A 2258-nucleotide genomic window follows, 5' to 3' on the forward strand; every position below is an offset into this window, starting at 1 on the left:
ATGCTGCCAGTCTATGCAATTTGCGGCGACCTTGAATAGGCGGGTTGAAAAGCTTGTGGATGCATTCAGATTATGCATATCGCCTATGATATAGGCGAATTTCAGCCCTGTTTTGAAACAATATATCTATAAAATGTAATTATTAGAAATATAGCTGTTAAAATCGTTAAAGAAAAGTAATTTTCCCTCAAAATGAGTAAGGCAACCATTGTCCCACTACAATTTAGACGCGGTACCCCCGTTGCCGGGGCCGATGAAACCGGCTCAGGATGGGTTAAAGCCGCCCGGCGCAGATCGGGATCGGTAAAACCGGAGGAGGACCAGAATGAAACAGGCGCTTATTGTTGCGGCGGGGCTTAGCTCGATTCTGCTGGCGGGTTCGGCTTTGGCCGATGTGAAGATCTATGGTGTTGCGCCGCTCACTGGGGCGGTTGCAGCCTTCGGCGATCAAGTACGCAAGGGCGTGGAAGCGGCGGTGGCCGATATTAACGCCAAGGGCGGCGTGAAGGGCGAAAAGCTGGTTGTCGAATTCTCCGACGATGCCTGCGATCCTAAACAGGGTGTTTCGGTCGCCAATCAGCTTGCGGGCAAAAAGGCCGAATTCGTCATTGGGCACGTCTGCTCGGGCGCAACCATCGCCGCTGCCGATGTCTATGACGAAGAGGGTATCGTCATGGTCACGCCGACCGCGACCAATCCGGCGCTGACGGAAAAGGGCAAGAAGGGCATTTTCCGGGCCTGCGGGCGCGACGATCAGCAGGGCGTAATCGCGGGCAATTTCATCGCCGACCGCTTCAAGGGCCAGCGCGTCGCCGTGCTGCACGATAAGCAAGCCTATGGTAAGGGCCTCGCCGACGAGGCGGCCAAGGCGATGACGGCGAAAGGCCTAAAGCCCGCCTATGAAGGCTCGGTCACGGCGGGCGATAAGGACTATAGCGCGCTGGTAAGTCGCCTGAAGAACGAGAATATCCAGGTGGTCTACTACGGGGGCTATCATCCCGAACTGGGGCTGATTTTGCGCCAAGCCGACGAAGCGGGGCTGAAGGCGAAGTTCGTGGCTGGGGAGGGCGTGTCCTCGCCGGAAATCTATTCGATTGCCGGGAAAGCCGCCGATGGGCTGATGTTCACTTTCCCGCCCGATGGCCGCAAACTGGAGACTGCGAAAGAGGCGGTGGCGAAGCTGCGCGCGTCGGGCGTCGAGCCGGAAGGCTTCGTGCTGCAAGGCTATGCCGCGACGCAAACCCTGGCCCAAGCGATGAATGCCGCCAAATCGCTGAAAAAAGCCGATGTTCAGACGGCGATGCGCGCCCAGGAGTTCCAAACCGTGCTCGGCCCCCTGGCCTTCGACGCCAAGGGCGACCTGAAGAATCCGGACTTCCGCGTTTATGTGTGGAAAGACGGTAAATACGATTATCTGCCGAATTAAGCCCCGACGGGTTTTTGAGGAAGACGGGCGCGCGGGCTTCGGCCTGCGCGTTTTTTTTGCGGCGCGAGCCCTTGAAAGCGTGATTTCTTGCACCGCACGCCGGGCATGGTATAACGCGGGGTCTGACGCAATTTGTTGAGGTAGACCGTTTGTCCGCCCCCCTGATCTTGGTTCTCAATGGGCCGAATCTTAACCTGCTCGGCACGCGCGAACCCGAAATCTACGGCACCGATACGCTGGAAGATGTTCGCCTTGTTGCCGCTCGGGCCGCCGAACAGCTTGGCTGCACGCTGGATTTCCGCCAGTCGAACCACGAGGGCGTGTTGATCGATTGGATTCATGAAGCGCGCGGAACCGCCGCCGGAATCATCATCAATGCCGGGGCCTATACCCATACGTCGATTGCGCTGCTCGATGCGCTGAAGGCGGTGGATCTCCCCGTCATCGAAGTGCATCTATCGAATATCTTCCACCGCGAGCCGTTTCGGCACACGTCCTATCCGGGCCGTGCCGCTGTTGGCGTGATTGCGGGCTTCGGCGGCCAATCTTATGTGCTGGCCGTGGCGGCGCTCGCCAATCTCCTTAGAGCCTCCCAGGTTTAACGCCGCGCCCGCCCTTCCGGCGTTGGGGCCGCTTCTTCGGCCCGCCGCCTTGCTGTTTAGAGAGAAAGCATGTCTCAGCATCAATTAGATAGCGAACTGATCCGCAATCTCGCCAGCCTGCTGGACGAGACCAAGCTGACCGAAATCGAATATCAGCGCGATAATGTCCGCATCCGCGTCGCCCGCAATTTGCCGCCGCAGAGCGTTTCCCTGCCGCCGGTGCCGGTTGC

At 58.4% G+C, this 2258-nt stretch carries 2 protein-coding genes; both read left to right on the forward strand.

Annotation, left to right across the window (positions count from 1 at the left end; all coding sequences use genetic code 11):
* Positions 1–325 precede the first annotated feature (325 nt).
* A complete protein-coding gene (locus VZ95_RS06950; protein ID WP_045775210.1) occupies positions 326–1426 on the forward strand; it encodes an ABC transporter substrate-binding protein in 1101 nt (366 codons plus the stop codon).
* 149 nt (positions 1427–1575) lie between these two features.
* The gene (aroQ, locus tag VZ95_RS06955; RefSeq protein ID WP_045775211.1) at positions 1576–2028 is read left to right on the forward strand and encodes a type II 3-dehydroquinate dehydratase; all 453 of its coding nucleotides are present in this window, start codon (positions 1576–1578) and stop codon (positions 2026–2028) included.
* Positions 2029–2258 lie beyond the last annotated feature (230 nt).

This window comes from Elstera litoralis, from assembly GCF_000963705.1.
GTDB lineage: Bacteria > Pseudomonadota > Alphaproteobacteria > Elsterales > Elsteraceae > Elstera > Elstera litoralis.